This is a genomic window from Mitsuokella multacida DSM 20544, from assembly GCF_000155955.1.
Taxonomy (GTDB): Bacteria; Bacillota; Negativicutes; order Selenomonadales; family Selenomonadaceae; genus Mitsuokella; species Mitsuokella multacida.
In genome coordinates, this window is the sequence record NZ_GG697141.2 from 1,104,722 (window position 1) to 1,131,480 (window position 26,759).

The window sequence follows — 26,759 nt, forward strand, 5'->3', positions numbered from 1 at the left end:
AGCTGGCAAGGCTAGTCATGTTACCCAGGAAATAGACATATGAGTCCAACCAGCGGGCAAATTGCTGATAATCTTACAAATTATCGCAATATATATAGCTATTCTGTATCACTGCGGATGACATCCTTCATTTAGGTAAAGGGAATTCACCCGGTGAATTTTTATCCTGCTCGTGTAGCGCCTCAAGATCTCTTCAGAAAGAAATAAGCCAGCTCCGCGGCATACTAGATGCACCGGCGGAGCTGGCCTTTCTATGTCTGATGGTAACACAAGCCATTCGGACCTGCAAGCACTGCTATCTAAGAAGACGTCAATCCAGATAGCCCATCTCGATCTCGTCGACCTTGTTGTTCTCGATCTCGAAGACTAGGCCGATACTCTTGTCTTCATCGCAGTAGTAGATGTACTTGTCGCCGCGAATCTTGTCGGGCTCACCGTAGGCTACCTTCACGGCATCAAGGGTGGAGCCGACTTCGATGCCGGCAGCTGTCTTAATGCCATTGTGGCGGGAAATCTCGATGTGGCGCACATAGCCGTCTACGAACTTCAATTCGAAGGAATCACCGTACTCGTATTCCGTGACCTCGCCATTCCACAGCGAATGGTGTTTCGTCTCTACCTCTGTCGGCGTGCCGTATACCTGCTGGACATAATCCGCAGAAGCGCCGTACTCAATCCCGCCAGCAACAAGCGCTGACGACGGGACAGCAGCCGCGCAGATTGTCGTGCTCATCGTCAAGGCAGCACCAACAGCCAGTGAAGGAATCCATTTTTTCATCAAGATCATCTCCCTTTTCATGCATTTAATAAAATAATCTCTTTTTATTCAATATACATTATCTATATGGAATCTACATGAAACAGCGACTGCGCTCAAAAATGATACCGTTCCAGCACGGCTACAATAGCGGAAGAACTGCTTTCTCTTGCCAATCATGTCGGAAATACCTGCGAAAGATTTCGCTTGCATCTGACGGTAGACATCTTTCATAGCGCCAACGCTGACATATTAGCAGAAATCATATTGACAATCATCTATGTGTATCCTATAATAGACGCATAGAAATTTATCAATATGACATAGCCAGACAATCAGGAATAAGACGCCTGATTTTTCTTCTAACTTATATATTGATGTATTTGAATTTATGAATAATACGGATTAACGGAGGGATTCTCATGAAGAACATCGAGATTTTTGAACCTGCTATGTGCTGCTCTACCGGACTTTGCGGCGTGAGTGTTGATCCAGAGTTGCTGCGGATCTCCACGGTGCTCAACACACTGAAGGAGAGAGGCATCGAGGTCAAGCGCTACAATCTCACCAATGCCCCGATGGAGTTCGTCAAAAATAAGGTGGTCAGTGAATTCGTCAAAGTCTATGGAGCAGATCGCCTGCCTGTTACCGTTGTGGATAGCGAGCTTGCCATTTCCGGCCGCTACCCGACCAACGAAGAATTTACCGAATGGCTGTCCCTGCCGCAGGATCTGCTCGGCAAGCAGGAGTGCTGCTGTGATGGAGGATGCTGCTGATGGAACCATTTGCACTGAGCAAGCTCCATCTGACGCAGTACCTGTTCTTCACCGGCAAGGGTGGTGTCGGCAAGACCTCTACCGCCTGTGCAGTGGCCACCAGCCTTGCAGACAGTGGCAAGCGCGTGCTGCTCGTCAGCACCGACCCTGCCTCCAACTTGCAGGACGTCTTCGCCATGGAGCTTCATAGCAAACCGACGCCGATCACAGAAGTGCGGGGACTTTCTGCGGCCAATCTGGATCCCATCGAAGCGGCGGCAGAGTACCGCGAAAGCGTGATTGCCCCCTATCGCGGGGTTTTACCGGATGCGGCGATTGCCAACATGGAAGAACAGCTTTCCGGCTCCTGCACCATCGAGATCGCAACGTTCAACGCATTTGCCAACTTCATCACGGATGAAGCCATCCAAAAAAGCTACGATCACATCATCTTTGATACGGCTCCCACAGGGCACACGCTGCGGATACTGCAGCTGCCGTCCGCATGGAGTAATTTCATCAACGAGAGCACCCATGGTGCCTCCTGCCTTGGGCAGCTGTCCGGTCTGGAAGAAAAGAAAGCCGTCTATAAAACGGCAGTTGATACCCTGGCAGATGGCGGCAAGACCATGCTGCTTTTAGTGACACGACCGGAAACCGCGCCGCTGCAGGAAGCCAATCGCGCCTCCTGCGAACTGCGGGAACTTGGCATCCAGAATCAGCTGCTGATCGTCAACGGCGTGCTCATGCAGCATGATGATGCGCTGTCCTCTGAGCTGTACCGAAAGCAGCAAGCCGCGCTTGCCGATATGCCTGCGGAACTGAAAAAGCTGACACAATACGCCGTACCGCTTCGCGCGTATCCCATCACCGGCATTGCCAACATCCGCGCCATGCTGACAGAGGACTGCTTCGAGCAGCAACAGCAGGCTGAGATTGATCGGACAAAGCTGCATCGGCTGAACGACCTCGTGAACACGCTGGACGCAGAGAACAAAAAAGTCATCTTTACCATGGGCAAAGGCGGCGTCGGCAAGACAACGATTGCCGCCGCGATCGCGCTGGGACTTGCAAAGCGCGGCAAGAAAGTCCATTTGACGACCACCGACCCCGCCGCACATCTGAAATTCGTCCTGTCCGAACAGGATGGTATCACCATGAGCCACATCGACGAAGCTGCCGAACTGAAAAAGTATCAGGAAGAAGTGCTGTCAAAAGCGCGGCAAAACGGCCTATCCGGCGAGGATATCGCCTATATCGAGGAAGACCTGCGCTCTCCCTGTACGCAAGAGATTGCCGTGTTCCGCGCCTTTGCCGAAGTGGTGGAGAAAGCAGATGATGAAATCATCGTGATCGACACCGCACCCACGGGCCATACGCTGCTACTGCTGGAGTCCACGGAAAACTATGATCGCGAAATCCGTCGCACAAAGGGAGAGACGCCCGAATCCGTCAAGCATCTGCTACCGAGATTGAAGGGCAAAGAAACCGAAGTCATCATCGTGACCCTCCCCGAAGCAACGCCAGTCTATGAGGCAATGCGCTTGGAAGACGACCTGAAGCGAGCCGGCCTTTCAGCAAACTGGTGGGTCATCAACCAATCCTTCGCGCTTACTGGCAGCAGCAACCGAACACTGGCAGTCAAAGCCAATAATGAGGCAGAATGGATCAACAAGGTAGATCAGCATACACACGGTAAGACCGTGCTGCTGCCCTGGCATCCAGAAAAAGTCAAAGGCGATAAGCTCTTATCCCTGTAATCGCTGTATGCCACAGCAAAAAATTCGACGGGTGAATTTCCTTCATCATGGTAAAGGAAATTCGCCCGTCGAATTTTTGTTTATCATCAAACATCCTTCCGTTTTGTCATCGTCGTGCATCTCCACCGTCATCGTGCAAAAAGCCCCACTTTTGGCACAATCTTATCGAATAGACCCTTCTACTGCAAAGCATCCTCATCCGCAGCCAAGATCTCTGACCAGCTTCTCTTGAGCTGAATGCCGCCGCGTCCAGGTTTGAGGACAATCTCGCCCTCTGTCACGAGCTCCTGACAGACATGGCGGATCTGACTTTCTGGGACCTCCAGATTTCGTGCTAAGGAACGGCGTCCCAAGTGCTGGCCAATGCGCGCGGCTATTGCTAGCTCCCGCAGGACAGCCGTCTTCAATGTCTCTCCACCGGCAGTTTGTTTCCCCTGCCGATTCCGCACGGATGCAATGGCAGCAGAAAAGTTCGGTGGCAAATCTTCCGGGCGCGGATTGCTGTCACAGACATTAGCCAGATATTCGACGACATTCTGCAATTCGCGGATATTGCCCGGCCAGCTGTACTGGAGTAAAATCGGCAGGATTCCCTCCATCCACGCCCGTGTCTCTCGCACGCCCATGTCCAGGAAGAACGATTGGAGAAAGGTAGAGACCAGCACGGGGATATCCTCTTTCCGTTCGGCGAGTGGTGGAAGCGTCAGCGGCAGGACGCTTAGGCGATAGTAAAGGTCCTCACGGAATTTTCCCTGACGGACGAGTTCCTTAAGATCCTGATTTGTCGCTGCAATGATGCGCACATCGATATGGATGGGAACGGCGCTGCCCACACGACGGATTTCACGCTCCTGCAAGACGCGCAAGAGCTTCACCTGAAAAGAAAGCGGGGCATCGCCAATCTCATCGAGGAAGATCGTCCCATGATTGGCCCGTTCGAACAGTCCGCTCGCACCATGTCTCGATGCTCCTGTGAAGGCTCCCTCCACATAGCCGAAAAGCTCCGAATCCAGCAGGGACTCGGTGATAGCAGCAAAATTAACGGCTACGAAGGGACCGTTTGCACGACCAGAAGCATTATGGATACTCTGCGCCATCAGTTCCTTTCCCGTACCACTCTGCGCCTGGATGAGCACGGTGGAGACCGAATCAGCAAAGCGCTTGGCGATGCGAATCGCTGACAGTAGCGAAGGAGCACTTCCCAGAACATCATCGAAGTGATAGACTGCCTGCAGGTTGACATCGGGGGATTGATGGCTTCGGGAGGACTCGACACGACTGAGTTCCTGTTCAAGCTGCGCAGCTCGATTCTTGTAACGCTGATTCTTATCGATGAGCTGAATGATATCGCGGACATACTGTGCCGAGAGGAAATCGGCATAATGGTCCAAGATCCTCATGCGTGACAGCATTTCACCCAGCGAAGTGATATCGATGAGCCGTGTCTTGATATCAACGATCTTCTCAATGGCAGGCGGCACAAAGCGAGACTCCCCGGGTGTTATCGCTACCTTTGCCACCTTCGGATCATCCATCCCAGGCGCAAACGCATAGTAGTTGAGATGATCGATGCCAAGGGTCTGCAACAAGGATATGGTATCGTTAGCACTCTGGAGGCAGTCATTGACGAGCAGGACATTCGTACCAGCAGGCAGTTCGAACAGCTTGTCGACCTCATGATAGTTGATGGAGCGCCGCGAAATCAGATAGGGGACGCCCTGCGACAGATGCGTATGGGCTTTCTGATAGGCCAGACGGCTCGTAAAAATGGCGAAGTCCGCTTTGATCCGTTGCGGAAGGTTGCCCTCTACATAATAGTTGCTGATATTGATGCGATTATCCAGCAGCCTATGGAGCTGCTCACGGCAACAATATGAGGTATCCCTGCCGAGAGCGATTAAAGCAATATGTTTCATGAATGACTTTCTCCTTATAAAATGGGGTATATCCCATAAAATGTTATCCCATTCCCATTATTATACTGCTTTTTATTGTCACTGTGTATACATATTGATTCAAAACATCATTATATGTACTCACACAACGCACAAATATTGTTTTACATCCCAAATTTCGACTAAAGCCCATTTTTTTCGCGAAAAATGTCCATCGTTCAAAAGTTGGCACCTATCTTGCATTATAAATAGACGTGGCCATATCTTAGAACGTATATGCATCAAGCAACATCAGCAAGGGAGAGATTCTTATGGGAGAGAATAAGACACCCAAGGACGAAACGCCGAAAATCAAGGTTGGATGGGTAGGCTACGCTGCTTTCATCTTTGCCATCATCATCTTCTCTGGTATTTTCTCATCATCGGATAGCTGGCTCAAGGTATTCGACTTCAATGTGCTGAACGGTAAGTTCGGCACGATTCCGCCGGGAGCCGAAAAGGCTCTGGACTTCCGTGGTGCTGGCGGTACAGGTGCCCGCGATGGCTTCTTGTTCGCCATTGAGCTCATTCCAGCTGTCATCTTGGCTCTCGGTATCGTCAATGTCATTGATGGCCTCGGCGGCCTGCGTGCAGCACAGAAGCTCATGACGCCAATCCTGAAGCCTCTGCTCGGCATCCCGGGCATCACGGCTCTTGCCAGTATCGCCAACATGCAGAGCACAGACGCCGCAGCCGGCATGGTCAAGGAACTTTACGACCAAGGCGAGATTACAGACAATGAGCGCTCCATCCTGATTGCCTATCAAACCAGTGCTTCCGCTTTTATCACCAACTACTTCTCATCTGGCGCAGCCGTATTCAGTTACATGGTCGCACCAATCATCGTGCCAATCATCGTCATGTTCGTCTTCAAGATCATCGGCGGCAATTTGATGCGCATGTACTTGAAGATGTTCTACCGGAAAGATACGACTGGAGGGAATGCAAATGGCAACGCCTGAAACTGCAAAAAAGAAAAATGTCCTTGACCTCTTCATCGACGGTGCGCGCAATGGCTTTACGATTGGCACGACGAGCCTGCTGCCGAATGTCATCATGGCTTTCGTCATCATCCGCATTCTCGATGTCACAGGCCTCCTGCACATCATCGGCGTGATCTGCGCTCCAATCATGGCACTCTGGGGACTACCCGGAGAAGCTGCAACCGTGCTCGTCACGGCAATCATGAGCATGGGTGGTGGCATCGGTGTTGCGATGAGCCTCTTCACGAGCGGCATACTGGATCCGACACAGCTCACCATCCTTGTCCCGGCAATCTACTTGATTGGCAATCCGGTACAGAACGTCGGCCGCTGCCTCGGTATCTCTGGTGTCAACACTAAGCACTACGTTGCAATCATCAGCATCTGCTTCATCAATGCACTGCTCTCGATCTGGGCAATGCGCCTTATCCTGCTGTTCATCTGAGGACCGCAGCAGGGCATCTCAACAACATATCCAAGTACATGGTACATGCATAAGCACTTTTATGAGAGGATGATGACTTTATGTCGAACCAGCCATTTTTCACGATGCTGCGCAATGCGCATCTCTACGCGTCTGAAGACCAAGGGATCCAAGATCTGTTGATTGCCGGAGAGAAGATTGCCGGCATCGGCAAAGGTATCGAAGCACCGAAAGGCATCGAATGCCGCGAGATCGACCTCAAGGGCGCACGTGTACTGCCAGGCTTCATTGACGGCCATGTCCACATGATTGGCGGCGGCGGTGAAGGCGGCTACCATACGCGCACACCGGAGCTACTGCTCTCGAAAGTAACGACCTCTGGCGTCACGACCGTCTGCGGCCTGCTCGGTACCGATGGTACGACACGCCACGTCGAGAGCCTGCTCGCCAAAGCGCGTGGTCTGGAATACGAGGGCCTGTCCACCTATATTTACACGGGTGCTTACGAGCTGCCCACACCGACCATCACAGGCAGTGTCCGCAAGGATATCGTCATGATCGACAAGATCATCGGTGCTGGCGAGATTGCCATGAGCGATCATCGTTCCGGTCAGCCAACGGCACAGGATTACCGCCGTCTCGCTGCCGAGACGCGCGTCGGCGGCATGATCAGCGGCAAAGCCGGCATCATCAATATGCATATGGGCGATGGCCGCAACGGCATGAAATACCTCTTCGAGATCACAGAAGATGGCGAGATCCCTAAGACACAGTTCCTGCCGACGCATGTCAACCGCAATAAGCACCTCTTTGCTGAAAGCATTGAATGGGCGAAACAAGGTGGCTACATGGACATCACTTCCGGCATCGACCCGAGCCATCCGGGCTCCGAAAATGCTGTGAAACCGAGCAAAGCCGCAAAAGCAGCTCTCGATGCCGGTGTTCCTCTTTCCCATATCACCATGAGCTCCGATGGCAACGGCAGCATGCCGGTGTTCGATGAAGCCGGTAACCCGATTGGCGTCGGCGTCGGCGATCAGCATTCTATGTTCACAGAATTCCGCGATATGGTCGAAGAAGAAGGCATCGCCATCGACCAGGCCGTCCAGATTCTCAGCACCAACGTCGCCAAGGCACTCCATATCTATCCGAAGAAAGGCATCCTAGCTCCACAGAGTGATGCCGACTTCATCGTCATCACCGACGACTTCAAGCTCCAGCACGTCTGGGCAAGAGGCCAGCAGATGGTAGAAGCTGGCAAAGCCATCGTCAAGGGTACCTTCGAGTCCTAATCCTGCTTGGTGCAAGTCGCCCCCTTCACACCTGCATCAGTAATAAATTCGATGGGTGAATTTCCTTCATTGTATTAAAGGAAATTCACCCGTCGAATTTTTTCTAGTTGCTATGCTGAGACAATCCGGTATCCCACTCGTCAGCAAGATGCCCCAAAAGATACTGAATCACATACGAATGACGATCTTCATGATAGAATGAAATCTAGCGAACACGATAAAAGGAAGGGGACGCGTGATATGAACGAGAAAGCAATCATCGAAACGGTAAAGGTGGCACAGCCAAAGCTGCGCCGCGAGGATTTGCTGCATGTCCTGAAGTACCGCTATGCGACAAAGGCATGGGATAGGGACAAGAAGATCAGCGACGAGGACATGCAGACGATTCTAGAGGCGGCACGCCTTGCGCCGACATCGTTCGGCTTTGAGCCTTGGAAGATCATCGTCCTGCAGGACCCGGAAATCCGTCAGGCCATCCGGCCATATGCCTGGGGTGCAGATGCCGCGCTGCAGGATGCCAGCCATTTTCTGGTGTTCCTGGCACGGAAAAAGGCGGATATCACCTTCGGCTCGCCCTACCTTGAGCACATCACGCACGACATCATGGAACTGCCCGAGCAGGCATACAACATGTTCGAGAAGGCCTATACGGGATTCTGCCGCGACCAGCATAAGATTCTCGAGTCCGATCGTGCAGCCTTCGACTGGTCAGCAAAGCAGGCCTATATCGTCATGGCCAACGTCCTCTTTGCAGCAGCCTACCTCGGCATCGACTCCTGCCCGGTCGAAGGCTTCACGAAGGATAAGATCGAGACGGTTTTAGCGAATACCTACCATCTCTACGATTCCGAGCACTTCGGTGTCGCCTGCATGACTGCTCTCGGATATCGCGGCGAAGTACCGCATCGCGACAAGCGCCGTCGTCCCCTCGAAGAATCCATCATCTGGAAATGAGCCGTTTTTTAACGCCTTCCCTATAAAGACGGTACCGTACCCAGCGTACTGATACCGTAAGGAAATCGGATTGTGTAGCTAACGTTACAGAACTAGCAGCGGCAAATCTGTATACTGATAACCGTAAAGAGCAAACGAACCCGGCCCACCGAGACGAAAGCTGAAGGGATAACCGAAACAGAACTACCCTGAGCAAAGAAAGGAATGTGATGACCATGGCTGACAAGAATGCATTTGTCCTGCAGGATGACTGCAGCTACTGCGGTGCACAGGAGAAGGAAGAACAGCAAGAACTCTTATACGAATGCAGCAATTGCGGCACGCTCTACTGCGACAGCTGCGGCGAAGATAAAGGCTGCCCAAACTGCGGGGCTCCGTTCAGCGACGCGCATCCAATCGAGCCGTTGGGTGCCAGCAGCTGGAATCCGAATCAGGGCTGATTTTACCAGAAAAGCTCCGTGACCACGAACATCTTCCTCAGAGAGATGTCCGTGGCCACGGAGCTTTTTCAGTATCATGTGTTAAAGTATCTGGCCTGTATCGCCTCTTCTCGGATGCAACAGCAGCACGATCTCGTTTAGGAGCCCGCAGAACACCGGGTCTTCATCCGACTGCCCCTTGAAGCGGGCCAGCACGGTGCCGGAGATGGTTGCCACGAGCTCTTCTTCGCGGTATGCTACAGGGCCCAGTTCGTCAAGCGAGATCTTGGTGCCGAGCGAGCTGATGAGCTGGCCGTCCTCGGTGATCAGGAAGCCTTCCTCGCCCTTGCCCCAGAACAGGGAATGGGTCGAGTCACCGAGCACGACGACTTCATCCGCCTCGACACCGGCCTGCGATCCGTAGGACTTCATGGCATTTTCCAGCGGATTGGACAGCTTCTCGCCCCAATAGTAGTAAGCGGCATCTGCCATCTGGTCTGCCACGGCTTCCGTCAGGCAGGCCACGCGCTCCTCCAGCGGCACGAGCGCCTTGCGGCTGTCCCATTCTGCTTGGACGGCTTCCTCATCCGCCTCGGTCTCAGCATCCTCAGCGGCCTTCTGGTAGAGATGCCATGCCTCTTGGAAGTCAAACGTTTCGTTGCGCGGGTCGACACACAGGCGGGCCGCCTCCAGCAGCGCTTCCTGACTGCCCTGCGCCAGCGCCGCCTGATAGTAATCCAGTGCTTTTACCGATTCGCCCTGCGCTTCCATCGCCTTGCCGAGCTGGAGCCCAATTGTCCGGATCTTCTCGTCTGCCCCCGGATGCTGCTCCGCCAGAGCCTGCTGATACGACTGCCATGCCTGCTGCCAGTCGGCCATGGCCTGTTCGCCCGTCTCTGCACTGGCTCTTTCTTCCCATTGCTGGCCTTGCGCAAAGGCAAGCGCGCCGATGGCAGTCCCCGCTTCTTCGCAATCAAGGGACTTGGCTTTCTCGTACCACGCCATGGCCTTGTCTTTATCTTCTTCCATGCCCTGACCCTGCTCGGCCATCTGGCCGATGTAGAAGCAGGCCGTGCCATCGCCTTCGGCCACGAGTTTCTCGTACCAGTCCAGCGCCTCGGCGAATTTCCCCTGCGCGACCAGCTCCTGCGCGTCCTTGGCGGCCAGTCTCCGGTAAGCAGCGCACTGCTCGTTCTGTTTCTTCTTCAGATACTGGTACAGCACCCAAGCAGCATCTTTCTTGCCCAGCACGGCCGCTTCCACAGCGGACCACTGCGCTTCATCCTGCTGGCCGCTTCTCGCCTGCAGGATTCCCGCCTGCCAGGCCGCTTCGGCACTGCCCATCTCTGCAGCAAGCTGGAACGCCAGCAGCGCATGCGCCTTGTCACCGGCTTCGAGGGCCTCCTGCGCCTCTCGGAGTTTCTTCTCGCGGATGCCATTAGACCATGCCTCTGCGGCACCGGTGAACTGCACGAGATGGAAGTGGACATCATGCGCAGCCCAGTCGGTCTGCTCTGGCTTCTCAAGCTCCAGCAGTACTTCGCTGTCCATGCCCCAAAAGCTCACATCAGCGGCATCCGCCGGAATCCAATACGTGCCGGCCGCCAGAGCGATGTCCACATGAGGGCTTTCCTCTCTGCGGAACATCTGGGGCAGGTCGCGGAGCTCGATCAGCAGTGCCAGCAGCATAGCCGGACCGGCCACCGGATAAAACGGTCGGGAAAGGAAGTTCGGCACCCAGTCGGGGAAATGGAACACCTTTCCGACATTCTTGTTCTTCATGTACGTTTGCCAGACCGACCTGGCCAGATCGAGCTCCTCGCCTTCGGCCTCTGCCATCTGGAACACATCCCTTGCGGCAGAAGGCTCCAGCTCCAGCAGCGCCTTGTAGACCGGCAGCGTGTTCCCCGTGATTTCCAGACAGCTGCAAAGCCCTTTGAACACATCCTCTTCCTCGATCTTGCCATTGGCAAAGCGCTCCAAGAGGTTCTTGCGCCGGCTGTCGGCCTTATCCGTTTCAAATGACGCTTCCGGCAGATCGCACTCTGCGACCAGCAGCCGATGCACCTCGGTAAAGAGGTCAAACCGGCAAATGGTGCTGATGAAATCGCAGGCCATGGCCGGATAGTTCCGCTTTGCACTGCGGTCGCGGATGAAGTTCTCGAGCCGGTCCGAATAGGAATTGCCCGTGATGCTGCGTCCAAGAGAGCTCAGGGCATCCTGCGCCGTGTTCATCATCGACGCCTTGATCGTGCCCGTGATGGCTCCCATGATGCCGAAGCCGCCACCCCGCCAGCTCGCCTTGTCGGCCTGCTTCTCCACGGCCAGGTCCTTCTCATAGTCCTCGATGGCCGCCTGGTCCGCCAGCATGGCCTGGACGAGGTCCGTCGACTTGACGGAATCATCGAGCCGGTCCCAGAGGTCCTTCTTCGTCACATAGTCGATATCGTGGTCGATCAGGAGGTCCACGGCCTGCTCAAACAGCGGCCCGCAGGCGCTCATGCAGTACGCGAGCACCTGTGCCGAGAACTCGACGGGATTCTCCACCGTGTGTTCCTTCAGGTGCTTGCGGATCTCATGACGGGCCAGCAGGGCAAGCCGCGTCCCCTCCCGGTTGAACGGCGCCCAGAGCTGATTGTATACCGCCGTGCCGCGCGGCAGCTCTACCTTGTATTTTCCGAGAATTGTGAAATGGCTGCCCGGAACAGATTCCTCCTGCGGCTCTGTCACAGGAGTCTTCGTATCTGGCACCTGCTCTTCCGGAGCAACAGATGCCGCCTCGCCATCGCCGAGACCATCCGGGACCTTGGCCCCGCAGTTAAAACAGAATTTAGCGTGATCCGGCAGCTTCGTGCCGCAGTTCATGCAAAACATCGTCTCCACCTCTTCCGTCCAAAAGTCCGTTTTATGATAAGAAGGGGTTCGCCGTCTGCCGCCGGAAATCCTCCTCTCACGCTGCGCTTCGCCGACGCTGCCTGCCGTGAATGAAAAAGACACAGCAGGATTCAGGCAGCAGCCCGACGAATCCCTGCAGTAACTGAATCTAACCCGAAAAAGTCCAGCACTGGACTTTTTCGCTCCTGTGCCTCATATGCATTCTGAGGCATCCGACTAAGACAAACAGCAGCAGAAAGGATTGGTGATCGATATGATGGGAGCTATCATTGGTGACATTGTCGGCTCGCGCTTCGAGTGGCACAACTACCGTCACAAGGACTTCACACTCTTCCATCCGAAGTGCCGTCCGACGGACGACAGCATCATGACGTTGGCGGTGGCGAAGGCCATCTTAGCGGCGCGACCGGATTATGAGGATCTGCCCGCTAAGGCAGTGGCGGCGATGCAGGAGCTCGGGCGCGCCTATCCGAGGGCCGGCTATGGCCGCGGCTTTCGCGCCTGGCTGCAGTGTGACCACCCGGAGCCCTACAACAGCTTCGGCAATGGCTCGGCTATGCGCGTGAGCCCAGCCGGCTTTGCGGCGCGCACGGAAGAAGAAGCCCAGAAGCTCTCCCTTGCCGTCACAGCCGTGACCCACAACCATCCAGAGGGCATCAAAGGCGCAGAAGCTGTAGCCGTCCTGATTTACCATGCGCGCCAGGGCATGGCGATGGAGGATCTGCATGAGCTCGCGCAGGACCGCTACTACCCGCTGGACTTCACGCTCGACGAGATCCGGCCGACCTATGAGTTCAGCTCTGCCTGCCAGGGCTCCGTGCCGCAGGCGCTCGTCGCCTTCTTCTCCTCGACGGGCTTTGAAGACGCCATCCGCAACGCCATCTCGATTGGCGGCGACAGCGATACCATCGCCGCCATTGCCGGCAGCATTGCTGAAGCCCACTACGGCATCCCCGCTGACCTGCGCGAAGCCGCCATGCAGCTCCTCGACGCGCCACTGCAGCAGATCGTGACCGAGTTCGAGTCGGCCTATCCAAACTGAATCAAAAGACCTCCACGCTTATTGATCGTGGAGGTCTTTCTTATAAAGCAAAAGCCGCTCAATCTGTTTCGACTGAACGGCTATTTGCTTTCTGTTTGATTGTCCATGTTAATGTCTACCGCATGGAACCTTTACTGGCCCATCGGACTCCCCTCCTTCTGGAGAATTTGGAGAAACCACTTGCCCGCCCCAGTGGGCTAAGCTATTCGCGTCCGGTAAGAAGTCATCCTTGGTTTTCGTATGGCTTTCTTCCTTTTGCTTGATTTTATTGTAGCAGGATTGCGTAACATTGTCAAGTATTTTCGCGAAATATTTTGGCTTTTCTGTAATGCAACATACTATTTTATCGAACAATCCTGCATAGATATACAGTTTTTATTAATTTGCCATTTTATATTTGACAAAATTGATTTTGTGCAATATAATAAAGTCATACTATAAACAACCGATATGTGTATGTATTTTAGGAGGACATGATGATGAGCTTGAACGGGATCACGAAAGGTACGGAATTTGAGAGCATGATGAAGAGCCTGATGCAGGCAGAGGCCAATGGCGTCATGATGTACTACGCACTAGCGCAGCTCGCACGCGAGCAGGGCCTCGAAGATGTGGCAGAGGGTTTCATTGCTGCAGCCAATGAAGAGGCTGTCCACGCTGGCTTCTATGCCGTGCTCAATGGCAAATACCCGTCCGATTTCTGGGGCCTCGTGCGCACGGTACAGAAAGCAGAAGCGAACGGCGAAGCACAGGTCAAGGCGATTGCCGACAAAGTCCGCGCCGCCGGTTTTGCAGAAGCAGCCGATCAGATGGACGTCTTCGCACGTCAGGAAGGCGGCCACGGCGTCCGCCTGCAGGCCATGCTCGACAAGTACCAGCCGAAGAAAGCGGATACGACCGGCAAGAAAGTCTATGTCTGCCCCGTCTGCGGCTACGAATACGTCGGCGACATCAACGACGAGGACGACTCCTACGTCTGCCCGCTCTGCGGCCAGCCGAAGAGCGCTTTCGTCCTGAAGAAGTAACCCCTACAGAATAACACATCATGCAGCCGATCCCCCTCGGCTGCAAAACTCCCAATAAAAGCAGATTGAGGTGCAAAAGCAATGGATAACCAGAACGTAATCGATGCATTTCACATGATGTGGGACAATTTCCCCGAACCCGTCATGCTCATCCAGAAGAGCCGCCAAATCTACGCTGTCAACAAGAAGGCAGCGTCGATGGGCCTCAACACCGAGATGAAATGCTCCCAGATTGGCACAGAGCCGCATCACGGCTGCCTCTGCAATAAGGCAGCTGACGAGAAGAAGGCCGTCTACATCACCTATGAGACTCCCTTAGGTCAGGCCTATGGTTACTGGATCCCCGTTGCCGGTCACGAAGAGTACCTGCTCCACTTCGGCGTAGGCTACACGTTCGAATACCCCAAGGCTGGCGCACGTTAATCTTATCAAAATGCGCCGTAAAACCCCGTTCCTTCAGGGCTGGGGATATAAGGCGCGTCTGCCGACTTCACGTAAGTGTTGGAGGCGGACAACTGCTAACTTTCGTGGTATGATAAGCTTAACCTAAAGAATACGAGAGAAAGGAGAAGCCTCGCCATAATAGATACTGGACGAATCGAAAACCAAGGCCTACGGGCAACCAGTTCTTAGCGGGTTGAGGTTGCGTGTATCAACCTGTCGTAATTTAAAGACCTTGCGGCTGTAAAGATAACAAGCATTCACATACACAAATACCGTGGGACACACGGGAATTTACGCTTTTGGAGATTGTGTAAGACGAATAGGCCTAGGTCGATTCGCAACGGTCGTTGAATTAAGAATCCCCTGCGTTTACGCATGGGGAGTGTCAAGAATCCCTTTCCTAAAAAGTGAGTGAACACCCCCGACCGACTGGGAACCAGACCAATCGACCGGGGGTGTTTGCTATTTGAGCGACATTGCACCGATACGCAAGCATTCCATACCGACGCAAGCAAAAAATCCTTCTTGATGAACGGACAAAAAGGGCTTATGATAATACCATATCGTACTAATTAAATCAATCACTTCACATCCATCGGGAGGTTTTATCATGAAAATGAAAAAAGTACTTGTCACCATGCTTGCCGCGCTTTCCTTTGCTAGCATCTGCTCGGCAGCGGACACGAATGCCAAGAGCGTCGTACCGACGGCTGAGCAGGTTGCAGCGGCACAGGCTGCGGCGGAGAAGAGCAAGATCGCCACGGCTGCGACGGCCGAGAAGGAAAAAGAAGCCTTTTTCAAGCATGTCCAGGGCAAGACCATCTCTGTGAGCTATGACAGCGGCTTCAAGTTCAACATCGACTATCCAGAAGTCGGCGTGCTGAGATGGACGCCGACGACTGGCCTCTCCCTCGCGCCGTCCGACAACGAGCAGTATGATCGGCAAGGACGTCTATCAGGTCAACTGGATTGAGCAGAAGGGTGTCGTCATCTCGCAGGTCATCAACTTCAAGACCCATAAGGTCTTCGCCTACATGACCTGGAACAAGGAAGGCGAGCGCGGCAACCGTGCCTCGATCTTCCATCGCGGCACCTTCACCATCCACGAAGCCAACAAGTAAGCATACAGAAACGCCCCTTGCTGCGTCCAAAGGGTGAGCCATCCCCAGCCGACCGGCATGAAGCAGGTCCGCTGGGGATTTCTCTTTCAGAAAAAATTTTGCCATTGTTGTAATAAAGATATTGACACTAAAACACCCCTATGGTATAGTATGAGCTGTCAGATGAAATAACGATAGTTACAAAACCAATAATGATTGAGGGCGCTGGCCCGTATACGAAAAGGAGAAATCACTATGAAAATCGCAGTTGTAGCAGCAAATGGCCGTGTCGCTAGAAAAGTCATCGCCGAGGCGCTGAGCCGTGGCCATGAGGTCGTCGCCTTTGGACGCCATGCGGAGAACAACACGCAGGCAAAGGACTACCGCCAGAAGGACATCCTCGACCTCACGAAGGAAGATCTCGCCGGCTTTGACGCCGTCGTTGATGGATTCGGTGCTTGGAAGGAAGAGACGCTGCCGCTTTATTCCACGACAACGCAGCACCTCGCCGATATCCTCTCGGGCACGGATACGCGCCTGCTGATCGTCGGCGGTGCCGGCTCCCTTTACCTCAATCCAGAGCATACGATGCAGCTGTTCGATGCACCGGATTTCCCGGCCGACTATCTGCCGCTGTCCAAGGCAATGGCCAAATCCCTCGACGAACTGCGCGAACGCAAAGACGTCAAGTGGACGCACATCAGCCCGGCAGCCGACTTCCAGGCTGACGGTGAGCGCACGGGCAAGTACATCCTCGCTGGTGAGGAGTTCACGCTCAACAGCAAGAACGAGTCCGTCATCTCCTACGCCGACTACGCCATCGCCATGGTCGACGAGATTGAGAAGGGCCACCACATCCAGCAGCGCATCTCCGTCGTCCGCGCCTGATTCCCTCTTCTCCAAAAAATTTCCCTAAAAGACAAAGATACCCCCGGTCGACTGGATTCCCCACCAGTCGACCGGGGGTGTTTACTATTCGAAGGTATATTGTAATTACAATGTAATTGCGATATACTACAGATAAAAGAGGAGGTGACGCTAATGTCCACAGCGTTATTACAGGTACGTGTCGATGAAGAATTGAAGCATCGTGTGGATAAGAAGCTGAAACGTATGGGCTTGACCACTAGCAGCGCAGTGAACCTACTGCTCCATCAGATTGACATCCAGGGGAAGATTCCCTTCGAGATTGTCGACCGGCCCAATGATCTACATCATGCAGTCCAGGATATCGAGGCAGGTGTCGGACTGAGCAAGGTGTATCAGGATACTGACGAGCTTTACAAGGATTTAGGGATATGACACTAAAAATCCAATATTATACGCAGTTCAAGCGTGATATCAAACGAGCTAAGAAGCGTCGTCTCGACATGGCCCTGCTGAAAGAGGTCATTAACACCTTACAGGCTCGTAAACCACTCGATGCAAAAATATCGAGATCATGCATTGAGTGGGGAATACATGGGGTATCGCGAATGCCATATTCTCTCAAATTGGCTCTTGATCTACAAGATCATTGAGGACCGCCTGATCCTGGTGTTGGCCAGGACCGGAACACATGACGATGTTTTCAAAGGTTATTGACGAACTTCCAAAGGTAGCCCTATTTTAACCTCCACCGACTCTGAAACGAGCGGACTGAGGTAAAATGCGGCTACCTTTCCTGTTATCTGAGGCAATCTTGGGGAAATGTAGACGTCACGAGCAGGGGATTTCTACCTTTAGGCGGCCTTTTGGTTAAAATGCGGCTACCTTTAGAGCAGGTGCGGTTGGTACGGTTAAAATGCGTCTCTCTATGAAAAAGTCCAGCACCGGACTTTTTGCTGGTGCTGGACTTTTGGGTGGTGGTCGGGAGTCCGACTGTCGGCGTGCCGACTATCGGATGGGGGGATGGTCGGACGGTCGGACTGCTGACGGTCGGGAGGGTTCTGTTATTCAGTCGGTATTGGTGCGGACGGTTGGAGCGGTGGTCTTGAGGTAGTGCAGGAACTCGTCCATGGGCAGGGGCCTTGCGAAGTAGAAGCCCTGCAGGATGCGGCAGCCGAGGCGTGTGAGGGTCTCGGCCATCTGCTTGTTCTCGATGCCCTCGGCGGTGATCTGGACGCCGAAGGACTGGAAGCCCTCGATGATGGCGGGCAGCAGTTTGTTGGTCTGGTCGAAGTAGGCGCGGACGAAGCTCATGTCGAGCTTAACGTCCTCGAACGGGAACTTCAGCACGCGCATGAGGTTGGAGTAGCCGGTGCCGAAGTCGTCGAGCGAGAGGACGGCGCCCTGCGCGATGAGCATGTCCATGTTCTGCTGCAGGCGCTGCTCATAGGAGAGCGCCGACTCGGTGATCTCGAAGCGGAAGCTGTGGATGGGCACCTTGTGGCGCTGCGCGATGCGGCAGAGCCGCTCAGCCATGTGGCTGTCGCGGCACTGGATGGGCGAGAGGTTGAGATTCAGGCGCTCGAGGCCGAGCTCGCGGAGCGGATGCTCGGCGAGGAACAGGCAGGCTTTCTCGAAGACCTGCTCGCCGAGCTGGGTGATGCTGCCGCTGCGCTCGGCGACGGTGATGAAGATGTCGGGCCGGATGAAACCGAGCTCCTCGTCGTGGAGGCGCGCGAGCACCTCCGCGCCGATGATGCGGTGCTGCTGCGTGCCGTAGAGCGGCTGGAAGTAGATCTCGACGGCGTTCGTCTCGATGGCACGGTCGACGGCCAGACGGACTCTGGCATTCATGCGGGCCTGGTCGAAGAGCGACTGCTCCATGACGATGACGTCGTGCTGCTCCTCGGCGCGGTGCAGGGCCGTGGCCGTGTAGTCGAAGAAGAGCTCGATGTCTTTGCGGCGCTTCAGCTGCCCCTGGAACATCGCGTAGCTGGCCGTCAGGTAGAGGTGCGCGTGCTTGTCGACCCACGGGGCCTGCATGTGCGCATTGACTTCCTCATGGACTTTCGTGAACGGTGTTTCTTTCGTTGAAAGCAGGACGAAGCGCCCCATGGCCGCGTAGATGACCTGACAGTCGGGAAACACTGCCTTGAGGTAGCGCGTGATGGCGCGCAGTCCCTTCGTCATCTGCCGCTCGCCGTAGAGCGAGCAGCTCTCCATGTAGTCGTTGATCCCGATGGCAAACGCGAAGAACGGCCCCCGGTCATTGAGCTCCTGCAGATAGGGCACTGCTGTCGCGTGGCTCAGAGCTCCCGTCCTGCGGTCCAGGAAGATGTCGGGGTTCTGGAACGCGAAGTACTGGATGAGGATGCCCAGCATGTAGAAGGAGTCCATGACGAGGTAGGGCGAGGCGTACATGCGCACGACATAGCCGACGCAGAGCACGAGCCAAGCCCCGACCAGCGAGAATTGCTCGATGCGCGTCCAGGAGAAGCGCCGCAGACCGATGATGGACAGCGTGATCATGAGCAGCAGGTAGAAGTAGGCGTTCGCGTAGATGATGCGGTAGAGCGGCCCGCTGTGGTAGCCCTGCGCGTCGATCGAGAAGACGAGCCCCGTCAGCGGCGCGCTGAGGAGCACGAGCGTCGAGAGGATGGCGGGCAGGTCGACGAGCCAGCGCGGGAAGAGTGCGATGACGCCGCGCTCGCGCATGAGCGACTCGATGTACGAGAAGTCGAGGTAGGTGCGCCAGATGAAGCCGAGAAAGAAGAGCATGTTGGCGAGATAGAGCGCCCCACTCGAGAATTGCGGGTAATGCGCATCCATCTCGCTCGACACGATGTCGAAGATGAGCGTCAGCCCCTCCATGCCGAGCAGCGCGCGGAAGAAGCGGTTCCGCCGGATTGGCAGATACTCGCGCCGCAACGACAGGATGCAGAGGAGGATGAGCACCACGAAGGACGACAGCGCGAATTCATAATGGTAGATCATGAAAATTCTCCCAAAATAAGATAAAACTATTGTGTGCAAAACATATTGCTTTTACATTTTACCACAGTATAGAAAGGGAGACCATTCCCAAGGCCGTCTCCGTGCCTTAAATTTTGCGTTTCCTCGTAGAATGTGGTACATTGTTGGAAGAATCGTTTTTTCATAGTGCTTTAAAGATGCAGGTGATTGGTTCGCCTGCTGGAAAAGGGACGGATTTTTGATGGAACGAAAGCAATGTTATATGCTTCTCGGCGCCTTCTGCGTGATTGCCCTGCTGGTCACGGGGGTGCTGGGATGCATTGGGAGATCCCCTCTGGATGCGTTCGCCGCGCGCAGCGCCAAGCCCGTGCCGCTGACGCCGATGGAGCAGGCCCAGAAGGACTTGGCAGGCGTCACGGTCACCTACCAATTCGGCGATCAGAGTGAGGTCTTAGACAATGACCGCATCCTCTCGTGGCTCAAGGAACAGGAGGACGGCAGCGTCGCCATCGACGAGCAGCAGGCCAAGGCTTTTGTCAAGGAGCTCGCCGAGAAGTACGACACGGCCTACACAACGCGTACCTTCCACACGACGGGGGGCCGCGACATCCAGATCGCGCAGGGCGATTACGGCTGGCGCATCGACCAGGAGGCCGAGACGAAGCACCTCCTGGAGCTGCTCGCCGCCAAACAGAGTGCGGTCTGTGAGCCGATCTACGCACAGACCGCCGCGGTCCACGCCAAGAACGACTGGGGCACGACCTATGTCGAAGTCAGCCTGACGGACCAGTACCTCTGGCTCTACAAGGACGGCCATTGCATCCTCGAGAGCTACTTCGTCTCGGGCAACCCGACCCGCGGCCATGCCACGCCGAAAGGCATCTACGGCCTGACCTACAAGACGCGCGACGCGACGCTGAGCGGCGAGGGCTACGACTCCAAGGTCAAGTACTGGATGCCGTTCAACTGCAACGTCGGCCTCCACGACGCCCCATGGCGCAAGACCTTCGGCGGCCAGATCTACAAGAATAACGGCTCCCACGGCTGCATCAACCTGCCGCCAGCCAATGCCGCCAAGATCTACGAGAACGTCGACAAGAACACGCCGGTCATCGTCTACTGACCCACCTGCTAACCAGACGATCAGTCAACATCCTATACCGGTAATATACAAGAGACCGCTGAAACACTGCATTGCGCTTCAGCGGTCTCTTTGCTTTTTGCTTGTTCTCTTTGTGTTTCAGCTCCGGCAGAACTGGATATACGCCAGGATTGTATTGGCAGCAGTCTCCAGAGAGATTCCGCTCGTGTTGATCATCATGTCGTAGTTCGTCGGGTCGCCCCATCGCTGGCCGGTGTAGAATTCGTAGTACTGCTTGCGGCGATTCTCTTCGCGGTTGAGCTCTTTGAGGCTCATGCCATGGTACTTGAGTTTGCCGCGCTCTGCGCGAAAATCATCGTCGGCATAGATGAAGAAGGAGAACACATCCTTGCGGTTCCGCAGGATGTAGTCCGCGCAGCGCCCGAGAAAGATGGCACTCTCTGGCCGTTCAGCCACATTCAGGATGACTTTGGCCTGTTCCACATACATGCGGTTATTCTCGACCATGCGCTCGAAGCCCTCGTATTTATCGAGATTCCCCTGCGCCTCCTCAGGAGTGTGATATGAGCGTGCAATCGCTTCGTTGATAGATACACCATCGTGCAAGTTCGCAGCAGCCATCTCGACGATCTTGCTGTTGAAATGATGGCAGTGCAGTTTCTTGGTCAAAAGCTCAGCAATCTCTCTGCCGCCGCTGCCGAACTGGCGGGAAATCGTGATCAGTGTCTTTTCCATAGGTATTCCTCCGTATTGATTCTGTACAGGTCTCGCCAAACATCAGCGCCTTGCCTCGGGGTCATACTGCGGCATAGCCTGGATGATGTCCGGCGTCTCGGATTGCCCTGCCAGAATCTGGCGGCGCAGATCAAGTTCAGCGGTCATATCGGTGCGGATGTAGTCGAGCTTGTAGAAGTAGATCAGGGCCGCAATGATGGCGCAGAGCGCAATCGGGATCCAGATGAAGCACGTCTCGATCGCTGAGAGCGCCGAGGCACTCTGCACGGCATTCGGGACATAGCCACCCATGTTGAGGAACAGACCAACGACAAAGCTCGTCAGGCCCATGCCGCCTTTGACAAAGAAGCCTTGGAAAGCGGCGATGAGGCCGGCGACACTCTGGTTCTTCTTGTACTCGGAGTAGTCGATGACATCCGGCTGCATTGCAAAGGTGACACCGAAGATGCCGTAGATGCCGAGGCCCGTGATGACGAGGCCGGCCAGCAGGCAGAAGATGGAAGACTGGCCGAAGTAAATCAGCAGGTCGCCTGCTATATAGAGCGCAACGCTGAAGAACATCAGGCTGCGCTTCTTGAAGCGCGTCTCGAGCGACGGCAGTGCCAGGAGCATCGGCAGGCCGGAGAGAATGCCGAGGAGGCCGACGAGTGCCAGCAGATCCGAGCGGTCCAGATTATACTTGAAGTAGTAGATGACCGTCGTGTTGCGGACGACGTAGAGCGAGAAGTAGAAGAGGTTCAGGAAGAACAGGATCCATGCCTGTCCCGTGAGTCCCTTGAAGCTGTCTTTCAGGCTCATATGCGCATTGTTGACCGTCGGGGGGACGACTTCCTTCGTGCTCGAGAAGGTGAAGAAGAAAATGAACATGGCGACGATGCCGTAAAGCGTCATCGTGACGAGATACCCCTGCGCCTCATCCCCTGCGCCAAAGAAATCGACGAGCGGTGCCGTAATGGACATGACGATGGCTGTACCGATCATGGCACAGATCATGCGGGTAGACACGAGAATGTCGCGTTCATGGATGTCCGAGGTCAGCCGCGGGACAATGGTATTGAGTGGGATATTCACGACGGTGTACGCTGTGCAGAGCAGGCAGTAAGTGACATACGCCCATATCAGCTTGCCTGTCGCATCAAAATCTGGGATATAGAACGTCAGGAACGTAAAGATTGCAAAGGGGATGGCGCCAATCAGGAAATACGGACGCCCCTGCCCCCAGCGGGTATGGGTATGATCGACGATGATGCCCATCATCGTATCCGTCATGGCATCGATAAACTTCGTCACCAGCATCATCGTGCCAGCGGCTGCCGCTGCAATGCCGAATACGTCGGTGTAGAATACCATCAGATACGAGGCCATCGTACTGAACACCAGATTACAGCCCAGGTCGCCCATGCCGTACCCGATGCGAACCCGCCACTTACTCATCATGATTTGAACCTCCCTTACCAATCTAAGGCTGCAATCGCAGCCTTCTCGACACAGAGCCCAGCCCGATAATGCTGCATGAACGACTCAAAGCCTTTCATCTCCTCGTCCGTTGCCATCAGCGTCTCACCATCGAGATGCGCGAAGATGCGCTGCTCCAGATACGCAGCGAGGGATTCGCCGGGCTGCTGGTCAATCAAATAGGCCGCCAAGAGCGCAATGCCCCAGGCACCGCCTTCACTGGCCGTATTCATAACGGTCACAGGTGCATGGCAGGCTGCCGACAGATAGCGCTGACCGACGCCCTTTGTCTTGAAGAAACCGCCATGCCCCATGATGCGGTCGACTTCGACGCCTTCTTCTTTCAGGATGTCCAAGCCAATCTTGACGGCGCCCAGCGAGGTGTAAAGATGCGCCCGCATGAGGTTGGCGAGATTGAAGCGGCTCGTCGTCGTCCGCAGAAAGATGGGGCGTCCTTCATTGATCATCGTGATGTTCTCGCCGGAGTAGTAGCCGTACGGAAGCAACCCCCCGCAGTCCGGGTCGCCCTGCAGAGAGTTTGTATACAGCTTGTTGAACAGGTCTCCCGTGCTGGCAGGAATCCCCATAAGGCTGGCAAACTCACCAAAGAGGCGGACCCAGGCATTGAGATCCGTCGTGCCGTTATTGGCATGTGACATTGCACAAGGAGCTCCTGTCGGCGTCGCGACCATGTCAATCTCGCGATGAAGTTTCTTCAGCGGACGCTCTAGGACAATCATGGCAAAGGTGCTCGTTCCTGCTGACACATTGCCCGTACGCGGCGCAACGGCGTTCGTCGCCGCCATGCCTGTCCCCGCATCGCCTTCTGGCGGGCAGAACGGGATGCCCTGCTGGAGATCGCCTTCCTCATCTAAGAGGTGGCTGCCCTGCTCTGTCAGTCGACCAGCCGGCTGGCCGGCGACTAGGACACGCGGGAAGACATCGCGCAGGTGCCACGAGAAGCCATAGGGCTGCAACAGCTGATCAAATTTTGTGACCATCGGCTCTACATAGTCATTTGTCAGAGGATCGACAGGGAACATACCCGAGGCATCGCCAATGCCGATGACTTTCTCCCCCGTCAATTGCCAGTGGATGAAGCCGGCCAGCGTAGAGACGTAGGCGAGGTGCTTCACATGGTCTTCGCCGTCCAAGATGCGCTGATAGAGATGCGCGACGGTCCAGCGGAGCGGAATATTGAAGTCAAAGCACTCGGTCAGGCAGTCTGCCGCTTCCTGTGTGTTCGTATTGCGCCAGGTCTGGAACGGTGCCAAGAGCTGTCCCTTTGCATCAAAGGCCATGTAGCCATGCATCATGGCGCTGACGCCGATGGAGCCGACACGCGTGAGTGTGAGGCCGTACCGCTCTTTGACGGACTGCTTCAACACATGGTAGCAATGGTGCAGGCCATTGTAGATCTCATCCAGATGATACGTCCAGATCCCGTTCTCGAAGGAATTCTCCCAGTCGTAGATGCCGACGGCCAGCACCTTTCCCGCGCCATCAATCAGGACCGCCTTGATACGCGTCGAGCCGAGCTCGATGCCCAGAGCAGTCTTCCCTTGGCGGATTGCTTCTTTCGTTTTCATGATGGTCCTCCTTTTCTAAGCGATGCGATACAATGCGAGGATACGATGAGCCAGCAGCAGACTGCTGGCTCATCTTGCATCCGTATATCAGGGATGTCCTGGAACACTGCTCAGAAACAGGTGAATGCACCATCGACGATGACATCCGTGCCCGTCGTGAACGTGCTCGTATCACCAGCCAGGTAAACGCAGATGGACTCGAGCTCTTCCGGCTTGCCCATGCGTCCCATTGGTGCCATCGCATTCCACTTCTCGATCAACGGAATCAGCGTCGGGGAGTTCATCGTGAGTTCCGTTGCCATGTAGCCCGGGCTGATGCAGTTGACGCGGACGCCTTTCTTGGCCCACTCGATGGCCAGGGATTTCGTGAGCTGGATGACACCCGCCTTCGAGGCATTGTAAGCGCACTGCGGCTGTGGAACATTGACGATGTGAGCCGACATCGAAGCCGTGTTGATGATGGAGCCGCCGCCGTGTGCCAGCATGTATTTGCCAGCCGCAATATCCGTCAGGAAGATACCGTTGAGATTGATGTTGATGACCTTCAGCCACTGTTCATACCTCATCTCCTCTGCCGGTGCATTGATGCAAATGCCTGCGTTGTTGTGGCAGAAGTCCAGGCCGCCGAGTTTCGCGACGACTTCCTCGACCATGGCGTCGACCTGCTCCTTGCTGGTGCAGTCCGTCTGGATGGCGATGACCTTGCGGCCCGTCTTCTCTGCCAGCTCCGCAGCCGTCTTCTTCGCCGTCTCGATGTCGAGATCAACGATAGCCACATCTGCACCTGCCTCAGCAAACGCTGTAGCCGTGCATTTACCGATGCCGCGCGCAGCGCCCGTAACGAACCCCTTCTTGCCCGTCAATGCCATTTTCTCAAGGATACCCATGATACAACTTCCTTTCTGTTTAGCTATTTTGTAAAATCATTTTTCAAATCTGCTTATATAATAACCGTATACCAGCACATTGTCAAGAGAGAAAATGAAAAAATCATAGACAATACGATAGGAATTGGATTGTTTTCCAAGAAAAGAGTGCAATATGGCGTTATCAAGGGGCTTGTGCTATAATGATAACAGTGATTAAGAAAAGCCATTTTGTAAAAAGAGAGGGTCCTCATTTCCAATGAAGAAGAGTATCACACCATCTGAGATCCGCCAGACGAATCGCCAGCGAATCTACCAATACATCTATCAGAAGCAGACTGTCTCGCAACAGGATATTGCCTATGACCTTCATCTGAGTCGTCCGACCATCACGACAAACCTCAATGCCTTGAAGGAAGAAGGTCTCATCCATGAGGCAGGCCAACTCGAGAGCGAAGTCGTCGGACGAAAGCCGAGCGCCTATGCCATCCAGCCGCAGTACCGCGTCAGCATTGGCGTGGAGCTCCTGAGCCACCTGATCAAGATCATCGCCATCGACCTCTACGGGCAGAAGATCCATCGCTCAGTCTTCGAAGTGGACTTCCATCCAACGGATGCGTACTTCCAGGATGTCTGTTCCCATATCCTGCAGTTCAAGGACACCTGCCAGATCCGCGATGAGCAGATCCTCGGCGTCGGTTTTGCCATGCAGGGCCTGATTTCGCCCGACGGTCAGCGCGTCATCTACGGGAAGATCCTCGGCTGCACGGGGCTGCATGTCTCTGTTGTCAAGAAGTACCTGCCGTATCCCTGCCGCTTCATCCATGATGCAAACAGCGCGGCCATCGCAGAGCTCTGGGCTGCGCCCAACCTCAAAGATGCATTCTACCTCTCGTTGAGCCGCCATCTCGCCGCCGCACTGATTTTAGACCGCAAGATCATCACGGGGCGCCATGGCCACAGTGCCACGATTGAGCACATCCAGATGGACCCTGACGGCGAGCGCTGCTATTGCGGCAGACGTGGCTGTCTTGAGACGCTCTGCTCGCTGCGTACGCTCCAATGTGACCTCGAGGACCTCGATACATTCTTCGAGAAAGTGCGTTCCGCAGACCGGCGCGCACAGGAAATCTGGATCACGTATCTCAAGAACCTCGCACGGGCCATCAACATGCTCCATCTTGTCTACGACAAGACGTTCATCCTCGGTGGCTACCTCGCTCCGTATCTACAACAGACCGACATCGACTATCTCTACCAGGAGATTGCCGAGCAAACGCCTTTCCCAGAAGCACACGACTTCCTGGAGATCAGCCGCATGCCAAAGCACAACATCACCATTGGCGCGGCACTCCCCTATGTACAGCAGTTTCTGGAACAAGTCTGAC

The 26,759-nt window shown here is 54.8% G+C and carries 26 protein-coding genes; 18 read left to right on the forward strand and 8 right to left on the reverse strand.

What is annotated here, in order from left to right; genetic code table 11:
- Positions 1–310 precede the first annotated feature (310 nt).
- Positions 311–778, reverse strand: a complete 468-nt coding sequence (locus MITSMUL_RS05115) for a hypothetical protein (protein WP_336507990.1) — start codon at positions 776–778, stop codon at positions 311–313.
- A gap of 401 nt (positions 779–1,179) precedes the next feature.
- Between MITSMUL_RS05115 and arsD the strand changes: the two genes are divergently transcribed.
- Together arsD and arsA are read left to right on the forward strand one after the other, a co-directional pair.
- Positions 1,180–1,533 (forward strand): arsenite efflux transporter metallochaperone ArsD, encoded by a 354-nt coding sequence (arsD, locus tag MITSMUL_RS05120; protein ID WP_005840570.1) that lies wholly within the window; start codon positions 1,180–1,182, stop codon positions 1,531–1,533.
- Entirely contained in the window at positions 1,524–3,272 is a 1,749-nt protein-coding gene (arsA, locus tag MITSMUL_RS05125) for an arsenical pump-driving ATPase (protein WP_005840571.1), read from the forward strand. The genes arsD and arsA overlap by 10 nt, the downstream gene beginning before the upstream one ends.
- A 179-nt stretch (positions 3,273–3,451) precedes the next feature.
- Here the strand turns inward: arsA and MITSMUL_RS05130 are convergent, their stop codons facing one another.
- On the reverse strand, positions 3,452–5,188 hold the full coding sequence (locus MITSMUL_RS05130; RefSeq protein ID WP_050751640.1) for a sigma-54 interaction domain-containing protein: 1,737 nt from the start codon (positions 5,186–5,188) through the stop codon (positions 3,452–3,454).
- A 290-nt stretch (positions 5,189–5,478) separates the two neighbouring features.
- Here MITSMUL_RS05130 and MITSMUL_RS05135 point away from each other — a divergent pair, with 290 nt between their 5' ends.
- The 5 genes from MITSMUL_RS05135 (at position 5,479) to MITSMUL_RS05155 (ending at position 9,299) form a co-directional block, all read left to right on the forward strand.
- Entirely contained in the window at positions 5,479–6,168 is a 690-nt protein-coding gene (locus MITSMUL_RS05135; protein WP_005840578.1) for a nucleoside recognition domain-containing protein, read from the forward strand.
- Positions 6,155–6,634 carry a YjiG family protein gene (locus MITSMUL_RS05140; RefSeq protein ID WP_005840580.1) on the forward strand — a complete coding sequence of 160 codons (480 nt, stop codon included), beginning with the start codon at positions 6,155–6,157 and terminating at the stop codon, positions 6,632–6,634. The genes MITSMUL_RS05135 and MITSMUL_RS05140 overlap by 14 nt, the downstream gene beginning before the upstream one ends.
- An 80-nt stretch (positions 6,635–6,714) precedes the next feature.
- Complete coding sequence (gene iadA, locus MITSMUL_RS05145) at positions 6,715–7,905, forward strand: beta-aspartyl-peptidase (RefSeq protein WP_005840582.1); 1,191 nt, start codon at positions 6,715–6,717, stop codon at positions 7,903–7,905.
- Between the two features lie 240 nt (positions 7,906–8,145).
- Positions 8,146–8,859, forward strand: coding sequence for an NAD(P)H-dependent oxidoreductase (locus MITSMUL_RS05150; protein WP_040635530.1), 714 nt, complete (start codon positions 8,146–8,148; stop codon positions 8,857–8,859).
- 215 nt (positions 8,860–9,074) lie between these two features.
- Positions 9,075–9,299: a hypothetical protein gene (locus tag MITSMUL_RS05155; RefSeq protein WP_118176555.1), complete on the forward strand. Its 225-nt coding sequence runs from the start codon at positions 9,075–9,077 to the stop codon at positions 9,297–9,299.
- Between the two features lie 81 nt (positions 9,300–9,380).
- On the opposite strand, the gene MITSMUL_RS05160 is transcribed toward MITSMUL_RS05155, so the two are convergent.
- Positions 9,381–12,152 carry a zinc-ribbon domain-containing protein gene (locus tag MITSMUL_RS05160; protein ID WP_005840587.1) on the reverse strand — a complete coding sequence of 924 codons (2,772 nt, stop codon included), beginning with the start codon at positions 12,150–12,152 and terminating at the stop codon, positions 9,381–9,383.
- 274 nt (positions 12,153–12,426) lie between these two features.
- Here MITSMUL_RS05160 and MITSMUL_RS05165 point away from each other — a divergent pair, with 274 nt between their 5' ends.
- The 9 genes from MITSMUL_RS05165 (at position 12,427) to MITSMUL_RS13205 (ending at position 17,368) form a co-directional block, all read left to right on the forward strand.
- Positions 12,427–13,215: an ADP-ribosylglycohydrolase family protein gene (locus MITSMUL_RS05165; protein ID WP_005840591.1), complete on the forward strand. Its 789-nt coding sequence runs from the start codon at positions 12,427–12,429 to the stop codon at positions 13,213–13,215.
- Positions 13,216–13,694: 479 nt separating this feature from the next.
- Positions 13,695–14,240 (forward strand): ferritin family protein, encoded by a 546-nt coding sequence (locus tag MITSMUL_RS05175; RefSeq protein WP_040635533.1) that lies wholly within the window; start codon positions 13,695–13,697, stop codon positions 14,238–14,240.
- A gap of 114 nt (positions 14,241–14,354) precedes the next feature.
- Positions 14,355–14,663 (forward strand): hypothetical protein, encoded by a 309-nt coding sequence (locus tag MITSMUL_RS05180; RefSeq protein ID WP_248614809.1) that lies wholly within the window; start codon positions 14,355–14,357, stop codon positions 14,661–14,663.
- Positions 14,664–15,294: 631 nt separating this feature from the next.
- Positions 15,295–15,657: a hypothetical protein gene (locus MITSMUL_RS05185; protein WP_005840600.1), complete on the forward strand. Its 363-nt coding sequence runs from the start codon at positions 15,295–15,297 to the stop codon at positions 15,655–15,657.
- A complete protein-coding gene (locus MITSMUL_RS05190; protein ID WP_005840603.1) occupies positions 15,620–15,805 on the forward strand; it encodes a MoaF-related domain-containing protein in 186 nt (61 codons plus the stop codon). Before MITSMUL_RS05185 ends, MITSMUL_RS05190 begins: the two co-directional genes overlap by 38 nt.
- Positions 15,806–16,039: 234 nt before the next feature.
- The gene (locus tag MITSMUL_RS05195) at positions 16,040–16,672 is read left to right on the forward strand and encodes an NAD(P)-dependent oxidoreductase (protein WP_005840605.1); all 633 of its coding nucleotides are present in this window, start codon (positions 16,040–16,042) and stop codon (positions 16,670–16,672) included.
- Between the two features lie 153 nt (positions 16,673–16,825).
- A complete protein-coding gene (locus MITSMUL_RS05200; protein WP_005840607.1) occupies positions 16,826–17,086 on the forward strand; it encodes a type II toxin-antitoxin system RelB/DinJ family antitoxin in 261 nt (86 codons plus the stop codon).
- Positions 17,083–17,304, forward strand: coding sequence for a type II toxin-antitoxin system YafQ family toxin (locus MITSMUL_RS05205; protein ID WP_473741711.1), 222 nt, complete (start codon positions 17,083–17,085; stop codon positions 17,302–17,304). Before MITSMUL_RS05200 ends, MITSMUL_RS05205 begins: the two co-directional genes overlap by 4 nt.
- A complete protein-coding gene (locus MITSMUL_RS13205) occupies positions 17,246–17,368 on the forward strand; it encodes a type II toxin-antitoxin system mRNA interferase toxin, RelE/StbE family (RefSeq protein ID WP_473741712.1) in 123 nt (40 codons plus the stop codon). Before MITSMUL_RS05205 ends, MITSMUL_RS13205 begins: the two co-directional genes overlap by 59 nt.
- Before the next feature lie 351 nt (positions 17,369–17,719).
- On the opposite strand, the gene MITSMUL_RS05210 is transcribed toward MITSMUL_RS13205, so the two are convergent.
- Positions 17,720–19,645, reverse strand: coding sequence for an EAL domain-containing protein (locus MITSMUL_RS05210; protein ID WP_005840611.1), 1,926 nt, complete (start codon positions 19,643–19,645; stop codon positions 17,720–17,722).
- Between the two features lie 220 nt (positions 19,646–19,865).
- Here MITSMUL_RS05210 and MITSMUL_RS05215 point away from each other — a divergent pair, with 220 nt between their 5' ends.
- Positions 19,866–20,747 (forward strand): L,D-transpeptidase family protein, encoded by an 882-nt coding sequence (locus tag MITSMUL_RS05215; protein WP_147653099.1) that lies wholly within the window; start codon positions 19,866–19,868, stop codon positions 20,745–20,747.
- Positions 20,748–20,864: 117 nt separating this feature from the next.
- Here MITSMUL_RS05215 and MITSMUL_RS05220 read toward each other — a convergent pair whose 3' ends face one another.
- The 4 genes from MITSMUL_RS05220 to MITSMUL_RS05235 all read right to left on the reverse strand — a co-directional run bounded on the left by MITSMUL_RS05220 (position 20,865) and on the right by MITSMUL_RS05235 (position 25,392).
- Positions 20,865–21,461, reverse strand: a complete 597-nt coding sequence (locus MITSMUL_RS05220) for a cytidylate kinase-like family protein (protein WP_005840615.1) — start codon at positions 21,459–21,461, stop codon at positions 20,865–20,867.
- Positions 21,462–21,503: 42 nt separating this feature from the next.
- Positions 21,504–22,898 carry a glycoside-pentoside-hexuronide (GPH):cation symporter gene (locus MITSMUL_RS05225; protein WP_005840616.1) on the reverse strand — a complete coding sequence of 465 codons (1,395 nt, stop codon included), beginning with the start codon at positions 22,896–22,898 and terminating at the stop codon, positions 21,504–21,506.
- A gap of 14 nt (positions 22,899–22,912) precedes the next feature.
- On the reverse strand, positions 22,913–24,505 hold the full coding sequence (locus tag MITSMUL_RS05230; protein WP_005840618.1) for a xylulokinase: 1,593 nt from the start codon (positions 24,503–24,505) through the stop codon (positions 22,913–22,915).
- A gap of 110 nt (positions 24,506–24,615) precedes the next feature.
- Complete coding sequence (locus tag MITSMUL_RS05235) at positions 24,616–25,392, reverse strand: SDR family oxidoreductase (protein WP_005840620.1); 777 nt, start codon at positions 25,390–25,392, stop codon at positions 24,616–24,618.
- Between the two features lie 238 nt (positions 25,393–25,630).
- On the opposite strand from MITSMUL_RS05235, the gene MITSMUL_RS05240 reads away from it, so the two are divergent.
- Positions 25,631–26,758: an ROK family transcriptional regulator gene (locus MITSMUL_RS05240; protein ID WP_005840622.1), complete on the forward strand. Its 1,128-nt coding sequence runs from the start codon at positions 25,631–25,633 to the stop codon at positions 26,756–26,758.
- The last annotated feature ends 1 nt before the right edge of the window (position 26,759 follow it).